This is a genomic window from Kitasatospora sp. cg17-2 (genome assembly GCF_054031055.1).
Map to the genome: position 1 here is coordinate 3,245,872 of NZ_CM132923.1, position 23,224 is coordinate 3,269,095.

At 73.4% G+C, this 23,224-nt stretch carries 18 protein-coding genes; 4 read left to right on the top strand and 14 right to left on the bottom strand.

Annotation, left to right across the window (positions count from 1 at the left end; translation table 11 throughout):
• Nucleotides 1-39 precede the first annotated feature (39 nt).
• From ACW14Y_RS13240 to rsmH, 14 genes are all read right to left on the bottom strand, one after another.
• Entirely contained in the window at nt 40-642 is a 603-nt protein-coding gene (locus ACW14Y_RS13240; RefSeq protein WP_030391444.1) for a cell division protein SepF, read from the bottom strand.
• A 227-nt stretch (nt 643-869) separates the two neighbouring features.
• Nucleotides 870-1,676 carry a YggS family pyridoxal phosphate-dependent enzyme gene (locus tag ACW14Y_RS13245; RefSeq protein ID WP_380306447.1) on the bottom strand — a complete coding sequence of 269 codons (807 nt, stop codon included), beginning with the start codon at nt 1,674-1,676 and terminating at the stop codon, nt 870-872.
• Nucleotides 1,676-2,407, bottom strand: a complete 732-nt coding sequence (pgeF, locus tag ACW14Y_RS13250; RefSeq protein WP_380306445.1) for a peptidoglycan editing factor PgeF — start codon at nt 2,405-2,407, stop codon at nt 1,676-1,678. The genes ACW14Y_RS13245 and pgeF overlap by 1 nt, the downstream gene beginning before the upstream one ends.
• Nucleotides 2,404-3,630 carry a cell division protein FtsZ gene (ftsZ, locus tag ACW14Y_RS13255; RefSeq protein WP_380306443.1) on the bottom strand — a complete coding sequence of 409 codons (1,227 nt, stop codon included), beginning with the start codon at nt 3,628-3,630 and terminating at the stop codon, nt 2,404-2,406. Before ftsZ ends, pgeF begins: the two co-directional genes overlap by 4 nt.
• A gap of 409 nt (nt 3,631-4,039) precedes the next feature.
• Entirely contained in the window at nt 4,040-4,816 is a 777-nt protein-coding gene (locus tag ACW14Y_RS13260) for a cell division protein FtsQ/DivIB (protein ID WP_380306441.1), read from the bottom strand.
• Complete coding sequence (murG, locus tag ACW14Y_RS13265) at nt 4,809-5,915, bottom strand: undecaprenyldiphospho-muramoylpentapeptide beta-N-acetylglucosaminyltransferase (RefSeq protein ID WP_053648156.1); 1,107 nt, start codon at nt 5,913-5,915, stop codon at nt 4,809-4,811. The genes ACW14Y_RS13260 and murG overlap by 8 nt, the downstream gene beginning before the upstream one ends.
• A 6-nt stretch (nt 5,916-5,921) precedes the next feature.
• On the bottom strand, nt 5,922-7,229 hold the full coding sequence (gene ftsW, locus ACW14Y_RS13270) for a putative lipid II flippase FtsW (RefSeq protein WP_435652460.1): 1,308 nt from the start codon (nt 7,227-7,229) through the stop codon (nt 5,922-5,924).
• A gap of 143 nt (nt 7,230-7,372) precedes the next feature.
• Nucleotides 7,373-8,836, bottom strand: a complete 1,464-nt coding sequence (gene murD, locus ACW14Y_RS13275) for a UDP-N-acetylmuramoyl-L-alanine--D-glutamate ligase (protein ID WP_380306437.1) — start codon at nt 8,834-8,836, stop codon at nt 7,373-7,375.
• A complete protein-coding gene (mraY, locus tag ACW14Y_RS13280) occupies nt 8,833-9,894 on the bottom strand; it encodes a phospho-N-acetylmuramoyl-pentapeptide-transferase (protein ID WP_380306435.1) in 1,062 nt (353 codons plus the stop codon). The genes murD and mraY overlap by 4 nt, the downstream gene beginning before the upstream one ends.
• Nucleotides 9,894-11,294 carry a UDP-N-acetylmuramoyl-tripeptide--D-alanyl-D-alanine ligase gene (locus ACW14Y_RS13285; protein WP_380306433.1) on the bottom strand — a complete coding sequence of 467 codons (1,401 nt, stop codon included), beginning with the start codon at nt 11,292-11,294 and terminating at the stop codon, nt 9,894-9,896. The genes mraY and ACW14Y_RS13285 overlap by 1 nt, the downstream gene beginning before the upstream one ends.
• Nucleotides 11,291-12,943, bottom strand: a complete 1,653-nt coding sequence (locus ACW14Y_RS13290) for a UDP-N-acetylmuramoyl-L-alanyl-D-glutamate--2,6-diaminopimelate ligase (RefSeq protein ID WP_456986820.1) — start codon at nt 12,941-12,943, stop codon at nt 11,291-11,293. The genes ACW14Y_RS13285 and ACW14Y_RS13290 overlap by 4 nt, the downstream gene beginning before the upstream one ends.
• A gap of 6 nt (nt 12,944-12,949) precedes the next feature.
• The gene (locus ACW14Y_RS13295; protein WP_380389056.1) at nt 12,950-15,325 is read right to left on the bottom strand and encodes a peptidoglycan D,D-transpeptidase FtsI family protein; all 2,376 of its coding nucleotides are present in this window, start codon (nt 15,323-15,325) and stop codon (nt 12,950-12,952) included.
• A complete protein-coding gene (locus ACW14Y_RS13300) occupies nt 15,322-15,936 on the bottom strand; it encodes a cell division protein FtsL (RefSeq protein WP_380437674.1) in 615 nt (204 codons plus the stop codon). The genes ACW14Y_RS13295 and ACW14Y_RS13300 overlap by 4 nt, the downstream gene beginning before the upstream one ends.
• A 45-nt stretch (nt 15,937-15,981) precedes the next feature.
• Nucleotides 15,982-16,956, bottom strand: a complete 975-nt coding sequence (gene rsmH, locus ACW14Y_RS13305; RefSeq protein ID WP_380389052.1) for a 16S rRNA (cytosine(1402)-N(4))-methyltransferase RsmH — start codon at nt 16,954-16,956, stop codon at nt 15,982-15,984.
• A 507-nt stretch (nt 16,957-17,463) separates the two neighbouring features.
• Between rsmH and ACW14Y_RS13310 the strand changes: the two genes are divergently transcribed.
• From ACW14Y_RS13310 to ACW14Y_RS13325, 4 genes are all read left to right on the top strand, one after another.
• On the top strand, nt 17,464-18,006 hold the full coding sequence (locus ACW14Y_RS13310; RefSeq protein ID WP_266268895.1) for a beta-class carbonic anhydrase: 543 nt from the start codon (nt 17,464-17,466) through the stop codon (nt 18,004-18,006).
• A gap of 381 nt (nt 18,007-18,387) precedes the next feature.
• Entirely contained in the window at nt 18,388-19,359 is a 972-nt protein-coding gene (locus ACW14Y_RS13315) for an AAA family ATPase (protein WP_380312127.1), read from the top strand.
• 1 nt (nt 19,360) lies between these two features.
• Nucleotides 19,361-20,683: a DUF58 domain-containing protein gene (locus ACW14Y_RS13320; RefSeq protein ID WP_380312120.1), complete on the top strand. Its 1,323-nt coding sequence runs from the start codon at nt 19,361-19,363 to the stop codon at nt 20,681-20,683.
• On the top strand, nt 20,680-23,139 hold the full coding sequence (locus ACW14Y_RS13325) for a transglutaminaseTgpA domain-containing protein (RefSeq protein ID WP_380389050.1): 2,460 nt from the start codon (nt 20,680-20,682) through the stop codon (nt 23,137-23,139). The genes ACW14Y_RS13320 and ACW14Y_RS13325 overlap by 4 nt, the downstream gene beginning before the upstream one ends.
• Nucleotides 23,140-23,224: the final 85 nt, after the last annotated feature.

Below are 23,224 nucleotides of genomic sequence, written 5' to 3' on the forward strand. Positions count from 1 at the left end.
TCACTGTCGATCAGATCCACACGTAAAGTCGTGGTCGGGTCAGCTCTGGTTGAAGAACCCACCCTCGGCGATCCGAGCCTTGTCCTCCGCCGTGACATCGACGTTAGCAGGCGACAGGAGGAACACCTTCTGCGTCACGCGCTCGATACTGCCGTGCAGACCGAAGACGAGTCCAGCGGCGAAGTCTACGAGCCGCTTGGCGTCGGTGTCGTCCATCTCCGTGAGATTCATGATCACAGGGGTCCCGCCGCGGAACTGTTCCCCGATGGTACGGGCCTCGTTGTAGGTCCTCGGGTGCAGCGTGGTGATGCGGTAGGGCTCTCGTTCGTTCACTACCTTGGGCATGATCACCGGGGCGCTCTTCTCCAGGTTGTGGCGACGTTCGGGTGTGATGGACGACACTGGTGCCATCCTCGGGGTCTCCTGGCGAATCGGGACCGCGGCCGGCACCGGCTGCGGGGTGATGGAGGAGACCGGCGCGGGCGCCGGGGAGGCCGGCCGCGGAATGTCCTCGGTCCGTCCGGTCCGGATCGGCTCGGGGTCCGCGTCGTAGTCGTCGTCGGGGTCGTACCCCTGGCCGTCGTACGTCTCGTCCTCCACGAGGCCGAGGTAGACCGCCATCTTGCGCATTGCGCCGGCCATGCTCCTGTCTCCTCCGCTTGTGGTGGACCGACTCCGTCCCGACGGCCGGGCCGAACGGCCCCGTCCGCGGATTCCGCGGTCCGCCCACGACGCTTCGTCAGGCCGACGGCCAATCAGAGTTCGTGGATGAGGGCCGCGGAGCAACGATCCACGGTTGGCTAGCGCTCCGATAAGCTGCTAGCTTCTGTCCTATTTTGTCCTGCAGTCTGATCTACTACCCGGTGACGTTACCTGAGGGGTGACCGCACTCCGAGTACCGCCGTTCCGACGCGCACATGTGTCGCTCCGGCGGCAATGGCCTGCTCCAGGTCGCCGCTCATCCCTGCCGAGACCATGGTGGCAGCCGGATGGGCCGCCCGTACTGCGGTTGCGATTTCCGCCAGCCGATCGAAGGCCGAGGCCGGATCGCCGGCCAACGGACCCGCGAGCGGAGCGACCGTCATCACACCGTCCATCCGCAGTCCGGGCGTGTCGGCGATCGCGTCGGCCAGCGCGAGCACGTCCGCCGGGGCGACCCCGGCGCGGTGCCCGCCCTCGCCGGCCTCCTTGTCCAGCGCCACCTGCACCAGGCAGCCCAGGTCGGCGCGTTCGGCCTTGGCGACCGCCGCGCCGAGCGACTCCACCAGCCGCGCGCGGTCCACCGAGTGGACGTAGTCCGCGTACCGGACGACCGAGCGGACCTTGTTGGTCTGCAGCTGCCCGACGAAGTGCCAGTCAAGAGGAAGGTTTCTGCACTGCTCCGCCTTGGGTGCGGCGTCCTGGTCGCGGTTCTCCGCGACATCGGTGGCGCCCAGTCCGGCCAGCAGCGCGGTGTCCTCGGCGGGGTAGGTCTTGGTGACCACGATCAGCCGGACCTCGTCGCGGGCCCGCCCGGCGGCGGCGCAGGCGTCGGCGATCCGCCGCTCGACGACCTCCAGGTTGGTACCGAGTTCCTCGTACCGGGCCCGCTGGCCCTCCGTCAGCGCGTCCAGCCAGGACTTGTCCGGGAATCGGGCGGAATCGCCCGGGAACGGTCCGTAGATGTCATTCGTCATCAGTATGAAGAGCCCAACCAGACGTAGCTCGCGAGCCGGCCTGTGCGCTGCTCGCGCCGGTAGGAGTAGTGGTCGGCGGATTCGAGGGTGCAGACCGGTGACAGCACCGGTGCCGTGACGCCCGCGGCGGCCAGCTGGGCCGCGACCCCCGCCGGCACGTCCAGGGCCGGGGTCCCCCAGGAGGTCACCGCATGGGCCTCGGGCACCCGCCCGGCGACCTCGGCCCGCAGCTGCGCGGGCACCTCGTAGCAGCGGCCGCAGACCGCGGGGCCGGTGGCGGCGGTGATCCGCGCGGGCTCGGCGCCGAGCGCCGCCATCGCCGCGACCACCGCCGGGACCACACCGGCCGCGAGGCCGGGCCGTCCGGCGTGGGCCGCGCCGACCACCCCCGCGACCGGGTCCGCCAGCAGCACCGGGGTGCAGTCCGCGGTCAGCACGGCCAGCGCCAGCGGCCGGTCGGTGACCACCGCGTCGACCGTCGGGGCCTCCCCCGCCGGCTGGCGCCCGGTCACCACGGCGACGTCCGCCCCGTGCACCTGGTTCATCCACACCACGTCGGCCGGGTCGAGGCCGAGCTCACGCGCCGCGATCGCCCGGTTCTCCAGGACGGCCGCCGGGTCGTCCCCCACCGCGCCGCCGAGGTTCAGCTCCCCGTACGGCGAAATGCTCACCCCGCCCCACCGAGTGGTGAAGGCGAAGTGAGCACCGTCGCGGACCGCGTGGTCGATCACTTAAGGAAGTCCGGCACGTCGAGTTCCTCGGCCGGGTTCTCCACGAACGGCTGCCGGGCCGGCTGCACCTGCGGCGGCACCGGGGCGGCCGTGGTGGTGGCCGGCGACTCGGCCGCGCGGTAGGAGGAGCTGTCGCCCTCCGAGCGGGAGGTGACCGAGCCGATGCCGCCGTACGCGGGCCGGCCGGCCGGACGCTCGGGGGTGCCCGCGGAGGCCGGCGGGTTGGCCGGGGCCGCGCTCGCCTTGACCACCGGCTCGCGGACGATCGCCGGCGGCTGGCCGCCGTCGAAGCCCGCCGCGATGACGGTGACCCGGACCTCGTCGCCCAGGGCGTCGTCGATGACGGCACCGAAGATGATGTTGGCCTCGGGGTGGGCCGCCTCGCTGACCAGCTGGGCGGACTCGTTGATCTCGAACAGGCCGAGGTCGGAGCCGCCGGAGATGGACAGCAGCACGCCGCGGGCGCCGTCGATCGAGGCCTCCAGCAGCGGCGAGGAGATCGCCATCACGGCGGCCGCCTTGGCGCGGTCCTCACCGCGGGCCGAGCCGATGCCCATGAGCGCCGAACCGGCGTCCGACATGACGGACTTGACGTCGGCGAAGTCGAGGTTGATCAGACCCGGGGTGGTGATCAGGTCGGTGATCCCCTGGACACCGGAGAGCAGCACCTGGTCGGCGGAGCGGAACGCGTCCAGCACGCTGACCTGGCGGTCCGAGATGGACAGCAGCCGGTCGTTGGGGATGACGATGAGGGTGTCGACCTCTTCGCGCAGCGAGGCGATGCCGTCCTCGGCCTGGTTGGCGCGCCGCCGGCCCTCGAAGGTGAACGGACGGGTGACCACGCCGATGGTCAGCGCGCCCAGCGTGCGGGCGATGTTGGCGACCACCGGCGCGCCGCCCGTGCCGGTGCCGCCGCCCTCGCCGGCGGTGACGAAGACCATGTCGGCCCCCTTGAGGACCTCCTCGATCTCCTCGCGGTGGTCCTCGGCGGCCTTGCGGCCGACCTCGGGGTTGGCGCCGGCGCCGAGGCCCCGGGTGAGTTCACGGCCCACATCGAGCTTGACGTCGGCGTCGCTCATGAGGAGGGCCTGCGCATCGGTGTTGATCGCGATGAACTCGACGCCCTTGAGACCGACCTCGATCATCCGGTTGATGGCGTTGACACCACCGCCGCCGATACCGACGACCTTGATGACTGCGAGGTAGTTCTGCGGTGCTGCCACGTCGAAGGCCTCTCGCCTCGAATTTCCAGGTCGGCCCGAATGCCCGATCAGGGCCGGACCGACGGATGTCGATGGGTAGGGAGCCTGGTTCCTGACGTAATGTCCGAAATGCCGACCGCCGACCCCAACCCTAAACTTGACCTTTAGGGTTAGTGCTGTGCCTCTGTCAGATCACCAGGGAACACAGTCTGGTGAGACAGGACACTAGGTGGCTCCGGCCACGTGTTTCAACGAACACGCCGAGCTTCCCTTTTTCTTTTGAGCCTATGTGATCATCGACCGGCGGATGACACCGGGGTGACCACCAAGGGTCGGGCCGACACGAACCCGCGTCAACCCCGCCCGCGGCCCGCCGCCGTCCTTCCGACGACGCGCTCCGCGCGCACCCTTGCGCACAGAACCTACCGGATCATCCGGACACCGCAGGCGCGTCCGGAGCGCTCACATCGAAGTTCGTACCCTTCTGACGCAACAGCGCCACCAGCACCCGGGCTTTGCGATCCGTCTGCTCGGGGCTCCCCCAGCGCACCGTCGCACCCCCGGCCAACTGCAGCTGGATGTCGTCGTACGAATGCACCAGCACGGCCCCGGCCCGCTGCCGGACGTCCTCCGGCAGCCCGGCCGCCACCGCCACCGCGCCCTCCACCAGCTGCGTCCGGCCGATCACCGACTCGGTGTCCAGCGCCTGCTGGCTGAGCCTCAGCTCGACCACCGGAACCCCGGACGGGGCGGCCGGCTCGGTGGCGAAGCTCACTCCGGCCGCGTCGACCTGGGTGAAGCGGCCGTCCTCGCCCTTCACCGCGGCGACCGGCGTGCGCTGGGTGACCTTCACCCGAAGGGTGTTCGGCCAGCCCCGCCAGACCTCCGCCCCGGCCACCCGGGGGATCGCCTCCACCCGCGCGCGGGCGTCGTCGAGGTCCACCCGGGCCAGCGGCCCCGAGCCGACCCCGCCGATCGCCGTCCTGACCTCGTCGGCCGTCAACCGCTCGTCCTGGAGGCCCTGCACCGCGACGGAGCGCACCTCCAGCACCGAGGAGAAGAAGACCAGCCAGGACAGCACCCCGAACAGCAGGGCGACCAGGCCGCCCAGCACCACCGCACCCCGCCGGGAGAGCCGGAGCCGAGGAGCGTGCTCCTCGGCCTCGAACTCCTCGTCCAGGGGGTCGGCGAGCCGGGCGTCAGCCACGTCGACGGCCGCCCCGGGCGGCCTCGATGGCCTCGTAGACCATGCCGACGAGCAGCTCGTCGGCGTCCCGGCGGCCGAACTCGGCGGCCGACCGGCTCATGTCCCACAGCCGCTGCGGGTCCGTCAGCACCGGCAGCACGTTCTGCAGCACCCAGTCCGGGGTCAGCTCGGCGTCGTCGACCAGCAGACCGCCGCCGGCCTTCACCATCGGCTGGGCGTTCAGCCGCTGCTCGCCGTTGCCGATCGGCAGCGGCACGAAGGCGGCCGGCAGGCCGACCGCGGCCAGCTCGGCGACCGTCATGGCACCGGCCCGGCAGAGCATCATGTCGGCCGCCGCGTAGGCGAGGTCCATCCGGTCCAGGTACGGCACCGCGCGGTACGGCGGCATCCCGGGGATGTCGTCCACCTGGGGCAGCTCGTTCTTCGGGCCGACCGCGTGCAGGATCTGCACCCCGTACTGCTGGAGCCGGGGGGCGATCGCGGTGATCGTCTCGTTCAGTCGGCGGGCGCCCTGGGAGCCGCCGGTGACCAGCAGGGTGGGCAGCCGCTGGTCGAGGCCGAAGTAGTGCCGCGCCTCCGGGCGGGCCGCGTTCCGGTCCAGGGTCGCGATGGTCCGGCGCAGCGGGATGCCGATGTACCGGGAGTCGCGCAGCTTGCTGTCCGGCGTGGAGACGGCGACGAAGTCGCTGTACCGGGCGCCGATCTTGTTGGCCAGGCCGGGCCGGGCGTTGGCCTCGTGCACCACGATCGGCACCCCGGCCCGCTTGGCGGCCAGATAGGCGGGCATCGCGACGTAGCCGCCGAAGCCGACCACGGCGTCCGCGTTCACCCGCTCGATGATCTCCTGGGCGGCCCGGACGGTGCCGCGCAGCCGGCCCGGTACGGTGATCAGCTCGGGGGTGGGCTTGCGGGGCAGCGGGACGGCCGGGATCAGCTCCAGCTGGTATCCGCGCTCGGGGACCAGCCGGGTCTCCAGGCCGCGCTCGGTGCCGAGGGCGGTGATCCCGACGGACGGGTCGTGCCTGCGGAGGGCGTCCGCGAGGGCCATGGCCGGCTCGATGTGACCGGCGGTCCCCCCGCCGGCGAGTACGACATGCACCGAAATTCACCGCTCCCTGCGTGCCGGTCCTGGGACCGGGCGCGCTGTGGTTCGTCGTCGTGGCAGCACCCGGGCCAGCTGCTTCCTGATCCGGGAGTTCTTGCTCCGGGCGGCCAGGGCCGCCTTCGCGCCCGAGCTGCTGCGTGCCAGGCAGAGCAGCACCCCGATCGCGGACATGGCCGACAGCATGGCGGAACCGCCGTAGGAGAACAGCGGGAGCGGGACGCCCGCGATGGGCAGCAGTCCCAGCGCCGACCCCAGGTTGATCACGGCCTGAGCCATGATCCAGGTGGTGGCGGCCCCCGCGGCGTACCTGACGAAGGGATCCCTCGTACCGATGGCCACACGGATACCCGCGTAGCCTAGTGCCGCGAAGAGACCGATCACCGACAGCGTCCCCACCAGACCAAGTTCCTCGCCGGTGGTGGCGAAGATGAAGTCGGTGTGCGCCTCCGGGAGCTGGCCCCATTTCTCGACGCCGGCGCCGAGTCCGGAGCCGAACAGGCCGCCGAGGCCGAACGAGTAGACGCCGTGCAGGGCCTGGAAGCAGGAGCCGGCCGGGTCGAGCTTGGTCACCCCGATGCAGGAGAGCCGCTCGGCCCGGTGCGGGACGGTGACGACCAGCGCGGTGCAGACCACCACGGCCACCCCGAGGGTGGCGACGAACAGCCGCAGCGGCGCTCCGACCATCCACAGCAGCCCGAACAGCATGGCGACCAGGATCATCGTGGTGCCCATGTCGCCGCCGAGCATGATCAGCACGATCAGCAGCAGGGTGCCGGGCACCAGCGGGATCAGCAGGTGCTTCCACTCGCCGAGGGTGCCGGTCTTCTGCTTGCGGGCGAGCAGGTCGGCACCCCAGAGCACGAGGGCGAGCTTGGCGAACTCGGAGGGCTGGAACTGGAACACCCCGAAATCGAGCCAGTTCCGGTTGCCGTTGACCTCCATGCCGATGCCGGGGATCGCCACCAGCACCATGGCCCCGATCACCGCGAGCATCACGGGGTAGACGATCACCCGCAGCACGGCCACCGGGACGAGGGCGAAGCCGAGCAGCAGCGCGAAGCCGAGGACCACCGCGAGCAGCTGCTTGTAGAAGTAGAACTGGGTCGAGCGGTGCTGGCCCAGCGCGAGGATCTGCGAGGCCGAGAAGACCATCATCAGGCCGAGCACGACCAGCAGCAGCACCGTGCCGGCGATCAGCAGGTACGGCGTCAGCGGCCGGTCCAGGGTGTACCGCGCGCGGGCCCGGAAGGCCTGCAGGCGGGCCAGCGGACCGGCCGACTTGTAGGCGGTGGTGGTGGCCGAGATCACTCGCAGGGACTCGGCCGGGCGGCCCTTCTCCGGCGCGCTCGAACCGCCCGCCCTGCCGCTCCCGGCCACAACGCTCCCCTTCTTTCGTGCCTCGTCGGCCTCCGGCCGGGCGCGGCGACGGCGGCCGGAGGCCGTCCGTCCCGCTACCGGCCGCCGTCCGCCAGCTCCCGGACGGACGCGGCGAAGAGGTCTCCGCGCTCGCCGTAGTTGGTGAACATGTCCATCGAGGCGCAGGCCGGGGCCAACAGCACCGTGTCACCCGTTCGGGCGAGCGAGGCGGCCGCGCGGACCACCTCGGTCATCGCCACCGCGCCAGTCTGGCCCTCGGCCGCCTCGATCACCGGGACATCCGGCGCGTGTCGCGCCAGCGCCTCCCGGATCAGCGCGCGGTCCTCGCCGATCAGCACGGCGGCCCGCAGCCGCTCGGCCGCGCCCCGGACCAGGTCGTCGAACTCCGCGCCCTTGGCCAGGCCGCCGGCGATCCAGACCACCGGCCGGTACGCGGCCAGCGAGGCCGCGGCGGCATGGGTGTTGGTCGCCTTGGAGTCGTCGATCCAGGTGACCCCGTCGACCACCGCGACCTCGGCGATCCGGTGCGCGTCCGGGCGGAAGGCCCGCAGGCCCTCGCGGACCGCCTTCGGCTCCACGCCGTAGGCGCGGGCCAGCGCGGCGGCGGCCAGCGCGTTGGTGATGTTGTGCGGGGCCGGCGGACTGACGTCCTCGACCGAGCCGAGCTCGGCGGCGTTCTTGGCCCGGTCGGACACGAACGCCCGGTCGACCAGCAGGCCGTCGACCACGCCGAGGTTCGACAGGGCGGGTGCGCCGAGGCCGAAGCCGATCGCCCGGCAGCCCTCCTCGACGTCGGCCTCGCGGACCAGCGCCTCGGTGGCCGGGTCGGCCAGGTTGTACACGCAGGCGACGGTGTTGCCCTGGTAGATCCGGCCCTTGTCGGCGGCGTACGCCTCCATCGAGCCGTGCCAGTCCAGGTGGTCGGGGGCCAGGTTGAGCACGGCCGCCGAGTGCGGGCGCAGCGAGGACGACCAGTGCAGCTGGTAGCTGGAGAGCTCGACGGCGAGCACGTCGTAGGGCTCCTCGGCGAGCACCGCGTCCAGCACCGGGACGCCGACGTTGCCGACGGCGGCGGTGCGCCGACCGGCGGCGGTCAGGATCGAGGCGAGCATCTGGACGGTGGTGGTCTTGCCGTTGGTGCCGGTGACGGCCAGCCAGGGGGCCGGCTCGCCGGTGGCGGGGTGCGGCCTGCGCAGCCGCCAGGCCAGCTCGACGTCGCCCCAGATGTCGAGGCCGGCCCGGTCGGCGGCCGCGAACAGCGGGCTGCTCGGCGGCCAGCCGGGCGAGGTGACGACCAGCCGGGTGCCCTCGGGCAGGGTGTCGCCGTCGCCGAGGCGGACGGTGACGCCGAGCGCCTCCAGCTCGGCCGCGCGGGCCCGCTGGCCCTCGCCCGAGCCGCCGTCGACGACCGTGACCAGGGCGCCGAGGCCGTGCAGGACCCGGGCGGCGCTGATGCCGGAGACGCCGAGCCCGGCGACGGTGACCGGCAGGCCGGCCCAGTCGGGGGTCGGGCCGGCGGGGCGGTCGGAGTCGGTCATCCGGTCACCCATCCCGCGTAGAAGAGGCCGAGGCCGACGGCCACGCACAGGCCCTGGATGATCCAGAACCGGACCACGACCAGGACCTCGCTCCAGCCCTTGAGTTCGAAATGGTGCTGCAGCGGGGCCATCTTGAAGACGCGCTTGCCGGTCATCCGGAACGAGCCGACCTGGATGATCACCGAGAGGGTGATGATCACGAAGAGGCCGCCCAGCAGGACGAGCAGGATCTCGGTGCGCGAGCAGATCGCCAGACCGGCCAGCGCGCCGCCGAGGGCGAGCGAGCCGGTGTCGCCCATGAAGATCTTGGCGGGCGAGGTGTTCCACCAGAGGAAGCCGAAGCAGGAGCCCATCAGGGCGGCGGCGACCACCGCGAGGTCCAGCGGGTCGCGGACGTCGTAGCAGTTGGCGGTGGCCGAGGCGACGTAGGCGCAGCTCTGGCCGTACTCCCAGACGCCGATGAAGGTGTAGGCGCCGAAGGCCATCACCGAGGCACCGGTGGCCAGGCCGTCCAGACCGTCCGTCAGGTTGACGCCGTTGGAGGTCGCGGCGATCAGGAAGTACGCGAAGATGACGAACAGGACCGGGCCGACGGCCCACTCGAAGTCCCGGACGAAGGAGAGGTGCTCCGAGGCCGGGGTGCGGCCGGCGTTGTCGGGGAACTGCAGGGCCAGCACCGCGAACGCCAGGCCGACGATGGACTGGCCGGCCAGCTTGGCCTTGGCCCGCAGGCCCAGGGAGCGGCGCTTGACGACCTTGATGTAGTCGTCGAGGAAGCCGACCAGGCCCAGACCGGTCGTCAGGAACAGCACCAGCAGGCCGGAGGCGGTCGGGCTCTCGCGCGTTATCGCCTTGGTGGCGAAGTAGGCGATCAGGGTCGCCATGATGAACGCGATGCCGCCCATGGTGGGCGTGCCCTTTTTGCTGTGGTGCGCCTTGGGGCCGTCGTCGCGGATGTACTGGCCGTAGCCCTGCCGGGCGAGCAGCTTGATCAGCGCGGGGGTGCCGGCCAGCGACAGGATCAGGCCGATCATGCCGGAGAAGAGGATCTGCTTCATTACTCGGCCGCACCGTCCGCGAGGAGGGCCTCGGCCACCTTCTCCAGCCCCACCGAACGGGAAGCCTTCACCAGCACCACATCCCCCGGCCGCAGCTGACTGCGCAGCAGTTCGACCGCCGCGTCCGCGTCGGACACCAGCACCGACTCCTCACCCCACGAACCTTCGTTCCTCGCGCCCAGTTCCATGCAGGCCGCCTCGCGTCCGCCGACCGCCACCAGCTTGGTGACGTCGAGCCGGACCGCGAGCCGCCCGATGGCGTCGTGCTCGGCCAGGCTGTCCTCGCCGAGCTCCCGCATCTCGCCGAGCACCGCCCAGGTGCGACGGCGCTCCGGGCCGCGTCCCCCCATCGAGATCAGCGCCCGCAGCGCGGCCCGCATCGAGTCGGGGTTCGCGTTGTAGGCGTCGTTGACGACGGTGACACCATCGGCCCGGTCGACGACCTCCATGCGCCAGCGGGACAGCGCACCCGCCTCGCTCAGTGCTTCGGCGGTGTCGTCGACGGTCATCCCGAGCTCCGTCGCCACCGCTGCGGCGGCGAGGGCGTTCGAGACGTGGTGCTCACCGTACAGGCGCAGCTGCACGGGTGCGGAACCGGCCGGGGTGCTCAGCGTGAACGATGGACGTCCGGTGGAGTCGAGGCGAACATCCCGTGCGCGGACCTCGGCCTCGGCGGACTCGCCGAAGTACACCACCCGGGCCTTCGTCCGGGAGGCCATGGCGCGCACCAGGCGGTCGTCCGCGTTGAGGATCGCCACGCCGTCGGCGGGCAGCGCCTCGACCAGCTCGCCCTTGGCCTCGGCGATCGCCTCCTGGGAGCCGAACTCGCCGACGTGGGCGGTGCCGACGTTGAGCACCAGGCCGATCCGGGGCGGGGTGATCGAGGTGAGGTACTCGATGTCGCCCTTGTGCCGGGCGCCCATCTCCAGCACCAGGTGCCGGGTGGTGTCCTCGACCCGCAGGGCGGTCATCGGGTGGCCGATCTCGTTGTTGAGCGAGCCCGGCGGGTAGACGGTGTCGCCCAGGCGCTGGAGCAGCTGGGCGATGAGGTCCTTGGTGCTGGTCTTGCCGGCCGAGCCGGTCAGCGCGACCACGGCGGCGTCGGCGCGGCCGACCACGGCGCGGGCCAGCTTGCCGAGCGCGTCCACCACGCTGTCGACCAGGACGGTCGGGCCGCCGACCGGGCGGGAGGCCAGCACCGCGACGGCGCCGGCCGCGAGCGCCCGGTCCGCGTAGTCGTGGCCGTCCACGTGCTCGCCGGCGAAGGCCGCGAAGAGCCCGCCGGGGCGGACCTTGCGGGAGTCGACCTCGACCGGGGCGGTCACCAGGGCGTCCGGGTCGGCGTCGGTCAGGGTTCCCCCGACTGCGGCGGCCACCTCGGCGAGGGTCAGTGCGATCACTGCTGCTCTACTCCTCGGGTGCCCCGGGCGGCCGTGGTCCGCGCGATGGATTCGCGCAGCACCTCCCGGTCGTCGAAGGGGCGGATCTCGTCTCGTACGTACTGGCCGAGCTCGTGGCCCTTGCCGGCCACCAGCACGGTGTCGCCGGCCTGGGCCCGGGCGACCGCCAGCTCGATCGCCTCGGCGCGGTCCGGTACCACCAGGACGGCGCCGCGCTCGGCCTCGGGCACCGCGGCGGCGCCGTTCAGCATGGTGGCGAGGATCGCCAGCGGGTCCTCGCTGCGCGGGTTGTCGCTGGTCAGGACGGCCGTGTCGGCGAGCCGGGCGGCGATGCCGCCCATCGGGGCGCGCTTGTGCGGGTCGCGGTCGCCGCCGCAGCCGACCACCACGTGCAGCCGGCCCTTGGTGACCTCGCGCAGCGAGCCGAGGACGGCCTCCAGGGCGTCCGGCTTGTGGGCGTAGTCGACCACCGCGACGTACGGCTGTCCGGCGTCCACCCGCTCCAGCCGGCCGGGCACCCCGGGGACGGCGGCGACGCCGGCCACGGCCGACTCCAGCGGGAGTCCGGCGGTGGCCAGCAGCACGATCGCGGCCAGCCCGTTGGCGACGTTGAAGGGGCCGGGCAGCGGGACGGCGGCGTCCGCCTCGACGCCGCCGGGGCCGAGCACCCGGAAGGTCGAGCCGACCGGGCCGAGCTGGACGTCCACCGCGCGCCAGTCCGCCTCCGGGGCTCCGGTGGCGGAGAAGGTGACGACCGGGATCTTCGCCTCGGCGGCGAGCCGTCGGCCGTAGGCGTCGTCCAGGTTGACCACACCGGCGCGGGACTTGCCGGGCTGGAAGAGCCGGGCCTTCGCCTGGAAGTAGTCCTCCATGTCCGGGTGGAAGTCGAGGTGCTCGGGGGTCAGGTTGTTGAACAGCGCGACGTCGTAGACCACGCCGTCGGTGCGGCCGTAGACCAGGGCGTGGCTGGAGACCTCCATGGTCACCGCGTCCGCGCCGCGCTCGCCCATCACGGCGAGGATCGCGTGCAGGTCGGTGGCCTCGGGGGTGGTGCGCTCGCTCTTGATCCGCTCGTCGCCGACCCGCATCTCCACGGTCCCGATCACCCCGGGGTGGCGCCCGGCGCCGCGCAGGCCGCCCTCGACCAGGTAGGAGGTGGTGGTCTTGCCGTTGGTGCCGGTGAGTCCGATCATCAGCAGCCGCTCGGAGGGGCGGTCGTAGACGGCCGCGGCGAGCTCGCCCATCCGGGCCCGGGGCCGGTCGACGACCAGCAGCGGCAGACCGGTCCCGGCCGCCAGCTCGGCTCCCGCCGGGTCGGTGAGCACCGCGACGGCGCCGGCTCCGGCGGCCTGGCCGGCGAAGGCCGCGCCGTGGTGGTTGGCCCCCGGGAACGCCACGTAGAGGTCGCCGGGGCGGACCTCGCGGGCGTTGTGGGTGACGCCGGTGACCTCGGGCCCCTCGACGGGGTCCAGGCCCAGCAGACGGGCGACCTCGGCGAGCGTCCGGGCGCCGGTCCGCGCGGGGCGGGGCGGGCTCACGGTGTTTTGATCGGGTTTCGGCACGGCGGAGAGGCTATCCGCCGAAGGGTGTCCAGGGCCAAACCGGCCCTTTTGCGCACCGGCGGCCGCACCCGCCAGGTCGTTGTCCATGGTCGATCACGGCTTCCACTCGACGGGCAGGTTGGGCGCCTCGCTCCCGCTCGGCGGGACCTGGAGGGTCTTGAGGGTGAACTCCATCACCTGCTTGAACACCGGGCCGCACAGCTGGCCGCCGAAGTGGCCGTTGACCGGGTCCTGGATCACGCAGGAGACGGTGACCCGGGGCTGGTCGGCCGGCGCGAAGCCGATGAAGGAGGCGGTGTACCCGCGGTAGCTGCCGGTCTTCGGGTCCACCCGGTTGGCGGTGCCGGTCTTGCCGGCGACCCGGTAGCCCGGGATCGCGGCCTTGCCGCCGGTGCCCTGCTCGTCGGAGACGACCGATTCCAGCATCTCGGTGAGGGTCTTCGCGGTCTGCTCGCTCACCACCCGGGACTCCGCGCCGGCCGGGGCCGGGGAGTACTTGCCGTCCGGCGCGGTGGTGCCCTGGACCACGCTGGGCGCCACCCGGACACCGCCGTTGGCGATGGTGGAGAACACCGAGGTCGCCTGGAGCGCGTTGACCGACAGGCCCTGGCCGAACGGGATGGTGTACTGCTTGGACGCCTTCCAGTCCTCCGGCTTGTCGAGCAGTCCGGCGGTCTCGCCGGGAAAGGCGAGGCCGGTCTGCTGGCCGATGCCGAACTTCCGCAGGTAGTCGTAGAGCACCTTGTTGGCCTCGGGCTGGGTGGCGCCGAGGGTCTGGGCGGCCTCGATGGTGCCGATGTTGGAGGACTTGGCGAGCACGCCGGCCAGGGTCAGGTACCAGGTGTCGTGCTCGACGTCGTCCTTGAACGCCACATCGCCGCGCACCAGCGGGTACGGCACGGTGACCTTGGTGTCCCAGGTGGCCTTGCCGGTGTCCAGGACGGCCGCCATGGTCATCAGCTTGGCGGTGGAGCCGGGCTCGTAGGCGTCCTGCAGGGCCGCGTTGCCGAGCTGCGAGTTCTTGGCCGTGCTCAGGTCGTTCGGGTTGAAGCCGGGCGAGGTCGCCATGGCCAGGACCTGGCCGTTCTTCACGTCCTGGACGATCACATAGCCCTTCTCCGCCCCGGCGTTGGCGACCTGGTCGGTGATGGCCCGCTGGGCGGCCCACTGGATGTCCCGGTTGACGGTCAGCCGCAGGTCGGTGCCGGGCACGGCGGGCTCCAGCGAGCCGCCCGCGGTCGGCACCAGCCGGCCGCCGGCCTGGGCGTAGCTGCTGTGGCCCTCCTTGCCGGCCAGCTGCTTCTGGAACTGCTGCTCCAGCCCGCCCGCGCCCTCGCCCTCGGCGTTGACGAAGCCCACCAGGTTCGCGGCCAGCCCGTCGGAGGGGTAGACCCGCTTCTGGGTGTCCCGGTTGAAGACGCCGGCCAGCGGGTTGACGCACTCGTTGTCCACCCTGGTCCGGCCGCCCTCGTCGACGGACTTGTTCAGCAGCCGCTTCTGGGCCTGGCAGGCGCGCGAGCCGGCCTGCTTCTCCAGGCTGGACTTGAGGTCGGTGATCTGGTTCTTGACGTCCGGGGTCTGCTGGGCGGCGAGCCGCTTGTAACGGGTCTTCGGCGTCCGCAGGTCGGCGGCGAGCTTCTCCTTGGGCACGCCGAGGATCGGCGCCAGCAGGGCGGCCGCCTGCTCGGGGGCGTCGGGGAGGCCGGTCGCCCCGGGGGTGAACATCGCCGGGTCGGCGGTGATGTCGTAGGCGTCCACGGTGGTGGCCAGCGCGACGCCGTCGGAGGACGTTATCGAGCCGCGCTCGGCGGTGATCGGGATGTTCAGGTAGCGGTTGGTGTTGGCGTCGGAGGCCAGCGCGTCCGAGTCCAGCAGCTGGAGCTGGACCAGCCGCCCGGCGAAGACCGAGAACACCACCGACAGCACGACGGTGATCACCCGCAGCCGGCGGCGCGGATCGGCCAGCCGGATCCCCCGGGGGGCCGGACGGCGCTGCGGGGGGCGGCGGCGCGGCGGCGCACCGGTCGGCGGGCGCCCCTCGGCGCGGCGCTGCTGCGGGGGGCGTACCCCGCGCACGGCGGGGCGGACCGTCGCGGCGGACGGCTGCCCGCCGCGCGCGGGGCGGCCCTCGGCGGACTGCGGACGGGGCTGACGGCTCCGCGCGGGCTGGTCCTTCGGGGACTGCCCGCGCGCGCCCTGGCCCTTGGCGGCCGACGGGGGCTGCGACCTGGCGGCGGCCGGCCTGGGCGCGGCCGGCCTGGGCGACTGCGACGTGGACGGCTGGGGCTTGGGCGGCTGGGGCTTCGCGGGCTGCGCGCCGGGGGGCTGCGGCTTGGGACTGCGGGCCCGCCCGGCGGCCGGCGGCTTGCCGCCGGACTGTCCGCGCGGGGCGCCCGGGCGCGGCGCGGCGCCCTTGATCGTCCGGCGCCCGCCGGCGCCGCCGCCGGGGGGCTGACGGGGTGTGCTCATCGGGCGCCACCCCCGCCGGTGGCCGGGGCCGGCCTGGCCGGGCCGGGGTTGACCTGCACGGTGACGTCGCCGCCGGTGCCCGGCACGGTCGACGGGGCCGCGGTGGCGGCCGGCGCCGCCGGGGAGGGCTGGGCACTCGGCTGGGCGGCCGGCTGGGGCGCCGACTGGCCCGGCGCGGGCTGCTTCCCGGGCCACGGTTCCACGGTGGACCGTTTCACCGGCGGGCTGTCCTGGGCCGGCTTGGGCGTGCCGACCACCGCGCCGCCGTTCGGCAGGTCGAGGAAGGCCATCCCGCCGGCCGGCACCATGCCGAGCTCGACGGCCCGGCGCGACAGCGCGTCCGGCGCGGAGTTCTGGTCGATCTGGTGCTGGAGCCCCTGCTGCTCGTCGGTCAGCACGGTGGTCTGCCGGTTCAGCCGCGACAGCTCGAAGGAGCCCTCGTTGAGCGCGGTGTTCAGGGCGAGCAGCCCGAGCAGCCCGGCCCCGAGCAGCAGCACCACCAGCACCGCGAACGGCGTCCGCCCCCGTACCGACCGGCCCGGGCGCACGGTGATCCGCGCCCTGCCGCCCTGCCCGGGGAGCACCCGGCTCCCCGCCCCGCCTCCGGCCACCGGCCCCACCGTCTTCCTCCGCCCTTCGGACCGCCCCGGTTCCGGTCAGCCCCGGGTGCTTCGGTCCCTGATCCTCTCCGCCACCCGCAGCCGCACGGGTGCGGCACGCCGGTTCTCCTCGATCTCCTCCTCGGTGGCCTGCTCGGCACCTCGGGTGATCAGCTTGAGCCAGGGCTGGTGCTCCTCGGGAATGAACGGGAGCCCCGGCGGCGCGGTGTTGGTCGCGCCCGCCGCCAGGTACTGCTTGACCAGGCGGTCCTCCAGCGACTGGTAGGACATCACCACGATCCGGCCGCCGAGCGCCAGCACGTCCAGGGCCCCGGGGATCGCCCGGTCCAGGACCTCCAGCTCGCCGTTGACCTCGATCCGCAGCGCCTGGAAGGTCCGCTTGGCCGGGTTGCCGCCGGTGCGCCGGGTGGCGGCCGGGATGGCGTTGCGCACCAGATCGACCAGACGCGCGCTGGTGGTGAACGGTTCCTTCTCGCGCTCCCGGAGGATGACCGAGGCGATCTTCCCGGCGAACCGCTCCTCGCCGTAGACCTTGAGGATCCGGGCCAGCTGGCCGTGGCTGTAGGTGTTGAGCACCTCGGCCGCGCTGATCCCCCGGGTCTGGTCCATCCGCATGTCCAGCGGCGCGTCCTGCGCGTAGGCGAAGCCCCGGTCGGCCTCGTCCAGCTGCATCGAGGAGACACCGAGGTCGAACAGGATGCCGTCGACCCTCGGGATGTCCAGGCGCTCCAGCACCTCGGGGATCTCGTCGTAGACCGCGTGCACCAGGGTGGCCCGGTCGCCGAAGGGGGCCAGCCGCTCGCCGGAGAGCTCGAGCGCGGCCGGGTCGCGGTCCACCGCGACCAGCCGGACGTCCGGGAACTGGGTGAGCAGCGCCTCGCTGTGTCCGCCGAGGCCGAGCGTGGCGTCCACCACCACCGCGCCGGGGCGGGAGATCGCCGGGGCCAGGGCGTCCATGCACCGCTGCAGCATCACCGGGACGTGCTTGGGACCCGGATCGTTGGTGCTCATGCGCTGTGGCGCCCTTCCTCGGTGCGTAAGCCGCCCGACGTCCGGGGAGCCCCGACCATTCTGTCCCACCGGGAGGCGGAGCCTTCGCACGGGCCGGACCGCGCGGCCCGTGGTCCCCGCCCGCTCCTGGGGAAGGGCCGTGTCCGCCCGGCGCCGGGGAAGGTGCGCCAGGTGGTACGGGGAGCGGGTGGAGGCCGCGGGCCGCGTCGGTCGCGCACGGCCGGAAAGGCCCGGTTGACGGGCCTCGGCGGGTGTGCTCCACTGCGCCGCAACTCTATCGCGCGCGCCCCTCCAGTCAATGGTCCGCTCCGGCGCACCACCCGGGCGGCGGTACGGATCACCGCAGGTCGCGAGGGTGCTCGTGGCACATGCCGGACGCCCGGGCGCGGCCGGCCGGACGGCGGGCGCCCCGGCGGACGGCCTTGTGGACATGCCCTCGGTCACAGGCGCCCGCTCTGTAGCAATCGGCCCCACCACGACCCGGCAAATCGCACTAACGTCTTCCCCATGACAGTGACTCCCGACCGGCCCACGCCGACCGCCGCTGCCGACCCCGCCACCCCGACCATCATCGACCGCTTCGTCGCCTCCAACCGCGACTACGCGGTGACCTTCCGGGACGGCGGCATGGACGCCCGCCCCGTGCAGAAGATCGCCGTGGTGGCCTGCATGGACGCCCGCCTCGACCTGTTCGCCGCCCTCGGCCTCGAACTCGGCGACGCCCACGTCATCCGCAACGCGGGCGGCGTGGTCACGGACGACACCATCCGCTCCCTCACCATCAGTCAGCGTGCCCTGGGCACCCGCTCGGTCGCGCTGATCCACCACACCGGCTGCGGCCTGCTCGGCCTCACCGAGGACTTCCGCCGCGAGCTGGAGCTGGAGGTCGGCCAGCGCCCGCAGTGGGCGGTCGAGGCCTTCGTGGACCTCGACGGCGACGTCCGGCAGTCCATGCAGCGGGTCCGCACCTCGCCGTTCCTGCTGCACACCGACGACGTGCGCGGCTTCGTGTTCGACGTGCACACCGGTCTGCTGCGCGAGATCGACTGATCCCCCGTCCGCCCGACCGGCCGGCCGACGGCGTCCGGGCCGCCGCACACCCCCCGGCCCGGCGCCGGGGCGGCGGGCGGCGGCCCCGCCCGGAGGCGGGCGGACAGGAACAGGGTGACTTCCACCGCCGCGCGGGGGAGAATGCGCCTGCCGGTCTGACCCCGAACCACCTGGGGAGGCCTGCCGCAGGCCGTACCCCGGCACCGGCTCCCCCACACGGAACCGCGACCGGAGGGGCCGCGTCCAGCATGGGGTGGGGGCCGGGCTCGGACGGAGCCGGGCATTGGTGTGCCAGGGAGCGTACGGGTGACGAGCTACAGCGATCAGGCCGGTCTCGACGGTCGTGCGGGAGGCGACCGGGAGGCGGTGGAACACCGCCCGATCGGTCTGCCGGAACTCGCCGCGGTCGTCGACCGGATCCGGGCCAACATCGAGAGCGTCATCGAGGGCAAGCCGGAGGCCGTCCGGATCGCCCTGACCGTCCTGCTCGCCGAGGGCCACCTGCTGCTGGAGGACGTGCCCGGCGTCGGCAAGACCATGCTGGCCAAGGCACTCGCCCGCTCGGTCGACTGCACCGTGCGACGGATCCAGTTCACCCCGGACCTGCTGCCCTCGGACGTCACCGGCACCAACATCTTCGACCAGCAGCAGCGCGACTTCGAGTTCCGCCCCGGCGCGATCTTCGCCCAGATCGTGGTCGGCGACGAGATCAACCGCGCCTCGCCGAAGACCCAGTCCGCGCTGCTGGAGTCGATGGAGGAGCGCCAGGTCACCATCGACGGCACCAGCTACCAGCTGCCCTCGCCGTTCATGGTGGTCGCCACCCAGAACCCGGTGGAGATGGAGGGCACCTACCCCCTCCCGGAGGCCCAGCGGGACCGCTTCATGGCCCGGATCTCGATGGGCTACCCCAGCGCCGAGGCCGAGTTCGCCATGCTGGACGTGCACGCCGGCGCCAGCCCGCTGGACGACCTCCAGCCGGTCGCCCACGCCTCCGACATCCTCAAGCTGATCGACCTCGTCCGCACCGTGCACGTCGCCGACCCGGTCCGCCGCTACGCCGTCGACCTGGTCGCCGCCACCCGCAGCAGCCACGAGCTGCGCCTCGGCGCCTCCCCCCGGGCCACCCTGCACCTGGTCCGGGCCGCCCGCGCCGCCGCCGCCCTCGACGGCCGCGACTACGTCACCCCGGACGACATCCAGCGCCTCGCCGTGCCGGTGCTCGCCCACCGTCTGATGCCGACCGCCGAGACGCAGCTCAGCCGCCGCACCTCCGAGCAGATCGTCACCGACCTGGTCGCCCGCCTGCCGCTGCCGCGCCCGCAGGGCGGCCCGGCCGTCCGGAGGGGCTGAGGTGGGCCCGTCCGGCGAACCGTCGGGCCTGCGCGCCGGCCTGCGCGGCCTCACCACCCGGGGGCGTTCCTTCCTCGCCGCCGGACTGACCGCCGTGGTCTGCTCCTACCTGCTCGGCCAGGACGCGCTGCTGCGCGTCGGGGTGCTGCTCGCCGCGCTGCCGCTGGCCGCCGCGCTGCTGCTGGCCAACACCCGCTACCGGGTCGCCAGCGGCCGCCGGCTCAGCCCGCACCGGTCGGTGGCCGGCCAGGAGGCCCGGGTGCACCTGCGGGTGGACAACGTCTCCCGGGTCCCCACCGGCCTGCTGCTGCTGGAGGACAAGGTCCCGTACGTGCTCGGGCCCCGGCCCCGGTTCGTGCTGGACCGGGTCGAACCGCGCGGCCACCGCGAGGTCTCCTACCGGGTCCGCTCCGACCTGCGCGGCCGCTACCCGCTCGGCCCGCTCCAGCTGCGGCTCTCCGACCCGTTCGGGATGTGCGAGCTGAACCGCTCCTTCGCCGCCTCCGACGTGCTCACCGTCGTCCCGCAGGTGCTGCCGCTGCCGTTCGTGCGGCTCACCGGCGAGTGGGCCGGGCAGGGCGAGAGCCACACCCGCTCGCTCGCGCTGGCCGGCGACGACGACGTCATCCTGCGCGAGTACCGGGCCGGCGACGACCTGCGCCGGGTGCACTGGAAGTCCACCGCCCGCTACGGCGAGCTGATGGTCCGGCGCGAGGAGCAGCCCCGCCGGGCCCGCGCCACCGTGCTGCTGGACACCCGCGAGACCGGCCACCGGGGCAGCGGCCCGGCCTCCTCCTTCGAGTGGGCCGTCGCCTCCGCCGCCTCGGTCTGCGTCCACCTGCTGGAGCGCGGCTACCAGACCCGCCTGCTCACCGACACCGGCCACGCCGTCCCCGGCGTCCAGGCGGACAGCGGCCACACCGCCGCCGACACCTCCGGGGTGATCCTGGACGCGCTCGCCGTGGTCGACCTCTCCGACGGCGCCGGGCTCTCCCGCGCCGAGGAGCCGCTGCGGGCCGGCGGCGAGGGCCTGCTGGTGGCCGTCCTCGGCGAGCTCGACGAGGAGCAGACCGCCCGGCTCGCCCGGCTGCGCGGCCGCACCGGCGGCGCCGTCGTCCTGCTGCTCGACACCGGCACCTGGGCGGGCCTGCGTCTGCTCTCCCCCGAGACCGGCGGCGAGGAGTTCCGCGACCGGGCCCGCCGACTGCGCGAGGCCGGCTGGACGGTTCTGACCGTCCGCGCCGGCGACTCCCTCCCCGACCTCTGGCGCGCCGCCGACCGGCCCGAGTCGTCCGCCCCCTACCGAGAAGAGGCCGGCGCGTGACCACCCGGGCCAAACTGACCGTGTACTCGGCGCTGGCCACCGCCCTGGCCGCGCTCTGCCTCACCCCGCTGCTGACCACCAAGGGCTGGATCACCCACGCCTTCCTGGTGGTCGCGGTCGTCGCGGCGGTCGGTGCCGGACTGCGGCGCACGCCGTTCTACCGGTGGACCGTCCCGGTCGGCCAGCTGCTGGCGCTGGCCCTCCTGCTGCTGCTCGGCTTCGCGTCCTCGGCCGCGGTCTTCGGCGGCCTGGTACCCGGCCCCGAGTCGGTCCGGCTGCTGGGCCGGATCCTCTCCCAGGGCTTCCACGACGTCCGTGACTACGCCATCCCCGCCCCGCCCAGCCCCGGGCTGCGGCTCATCCTGGTCGGCTCGGTCGGTCTGATCGCCGTCGTGGTGGACACCGTCGCGGTCACCTACCGGCGCTCGGCCCTGGCCGGGCTGCCGCTGCTCGCGCTCTACTCGATCGGCAACGGCCTGGCCGGGGACGACGGCAACTGGCTCTGGTTCGCCACCGCCGCCGCCGGCTACCTGGTGCTGCTCTTCGCCGAGGGCCAGGACCGGGTCTCCCGCTGGGGCCGGATCTTCCGCGGCTCCGAGCGGGACGGCGAGGGGAGCGGCACCGGCACGCTCGGCCGCAGCGGCCAGCAGGTCGGCGTCCTGGCGCTGGCGCTCGCCCTGCTGCTGCCCGTCTTCCTGCCGCGCTGGGACTCCGGCCTGGTGCACGGCGGCACCGGCAGCGGCACCGGCACCGTCGGCGCGGTCAGCAGCCTGGACCCGCTGATCACCCTGACCGGCGCGATCCCCAAGCCGCGCAACGTCGAACTGTTCAGCTACAAGTCCGAGAGCTCCGCCGCCGACTCCACCTACCTGCGCACCGGTTCCCTGGACGTCTTCGACGGCGTCAGCTGGAAGCGCGGCTCGGCCGCCACGGTGCCGTTCACCGGCACCTTCCCCGCCCCCGAGGGGCTGGGCAGCATCGACCTGGCCGAGCAGCTGAAGGCCGAGGTCCGGATCGGACCCCAGCTGGACGACGCCTGGCTGCCGATGCCCTACCCGCCGATCGGCGTCACCCTCCGCGACAACGCCGCCTGGCAGCTCGACCCGGTCACCTCCAGCCTCCTGCCCGCCAGGGAGAAGGCGATCAAGGGCCTCAACTACACGGTCACCGCACTGGAGGTCCGGCCGACCGCGACCGTCCTGCGCACCGTGCCGACCCCGCCCGAGCGGATCCGCGACCAGTACCTCGTGGTGCCGCGCGACCTGCCGCCGGTGGTCCGGGACACCGCCCTGCGGGTCACCGGGAAGGCGAAGACCGGGTACGACAAGGCGGTCGCCCTGCGCGACTGGTTCACCGGCCCCGAGTTCACCTACGACGCCACCACCAGGACCGACAGCGGCAGCGACGCGATGAAGGACTTCCTGGAGCGCCGCCGCGGCTTCTGTGTCCACTTCGCCTCCACCATGGCCGTGATGGCCCGCATCCTGGGCGTCCCGGCCCGGGTCGCGCTCGGCTTCACCCCCGGCAACACCAAGGGCAACAACGTCTACGCGGTGACCGACGCGATGTACCACGCCTGGCCCGAGCTCTACTTCGAGGGCTACGGCTGGCTGCGCTTCGAGCCCACCCCGACCCGCGGCGTCCAGCCCGACTACTCGGACCCGACCTCCTCCCCGGCCACCCAGCCGACCACCCAGCCGACCGTCGAGCCGCAGGCCAGCGCGCCGGTCCAGCTGCCGTCCGCCAACCCGGACTGCGACGCGAAGCTGCGCCGGACCGGCGACTGCGGCGACCGGCAGGAGAGCGCCGGGGGCACCGACGAGAAGTCCTGGCTGCTCTCCGGCAAGGTCCTGACCGGCCTGGCCTCGGCCGCGCTGGTACTGCTCCTGCTGCTCACCCCGATGGTCTGGCGGGCCCGGCTGCGCCGGCGCCGGCTGGGCGGCGGCGGGCGGCGGCGACCCGGCGGGCCGGGAGCGGTCCCGCTCACCGACGCGCAGGTGCTGGCCGCCTGGGACGAACTGATCGACTCCGCCTGGGACCTCGGCATCCCGCCGGACGACTCGCGCACCCCGCGTGCCGCCGCCCGCCGGATCGCCGAGGCCGGCGAGCTGGACGAGGGCGCGACGGCGGCCGCCGGCCGGGTGGCGCTGGCGACCGAACGGGTGCTCTACGCCCGTTCCGCGGAGGTCGGGGAACCGCTCGCGGCCGACGTCAGGACCGCCAGGAACGGCCTGCGGGCACACGCCGGACGGCGCGGCCGGATCAGGGCCCTGCTGCTGCCGGCCTCCTCCGCCCAGCTGCGGTGGCGGATCTCGGAAGCCCTGCTGACGGCCCGGCTGGCGGTCGGCGGCCGGATCTCCCGGACGGTCGGCGCGGTCACCGGGCCGGTCCGCCGGCTGACCGCCCGCCGCCCCGGCCGCGGTCGCCGCGGCGGGAGCGGCGGCACGGAGTCCTGAACCCGGGTACGGACGCGAGGAGGGCGGGCAGTCGGTCGACTGCCCGCCCTCCTCGCGTCCGTACCGGCGGCGGTACGGACCTCAG